Here is a 438-nt window from a genome sequence, read left to right on the forward strand (position 1 = left end):
AAATCATATTTAAAACGTGGAAATCTCTATTTCAAATTCATCACTGGCAAACTATCAAACAAGAGCGATTAGAATGCCATGTGTATGGAAAACTCATTGCCATTTTTATCTGTTCTTCCACGATGTTTAAGATGCGCCAACTGCTGTTGCGAAAGCACAAAAGAGAACTAAGTGAATATAAAGCAATTGGGATGATTCAAGATCATCTATCCCTGTTATATCAAGCGATACAGAGAAACTCCCATATAATAATAAAGGTTTTAATCTGCCTGTTTACCCTACTAAAGAAAAATGGCCAGAAATCTCATCGATATGAGCAGAAAGCTATCTTTGATATTATGGGTGTTATCTATGAGTATAGTGGATATAGAAAACAAAAAAAGTTGCATAAGTAAAAAAATGAAACCCGTTAGGGTTTATTTCGTATGCTCATTTTTA

Annotated in this window: 1 pseudogene; it reads left to right on the top strand. The window is 33.3% G+C overall.

The window, feature by feature from the left end:
• Nucleotides 1–395, top strand: a pseudogene (locus MR155_RS31420) (IS4 family transposase); the annotation flags it as partial.
• Nucleotides 396–438 lie beyond the last annotated feature (43 nt).

Origin of the sequence: Bacillus cereus group sp. BfR-BA-01331 (assembly GCF_022663915.1) — a bacterium.
GTDB lineage: Bacteria > Bacillota > Bacilli > Bacillales > Bacillaceae_G > Bacillus_A > Bacillus_A mycoides.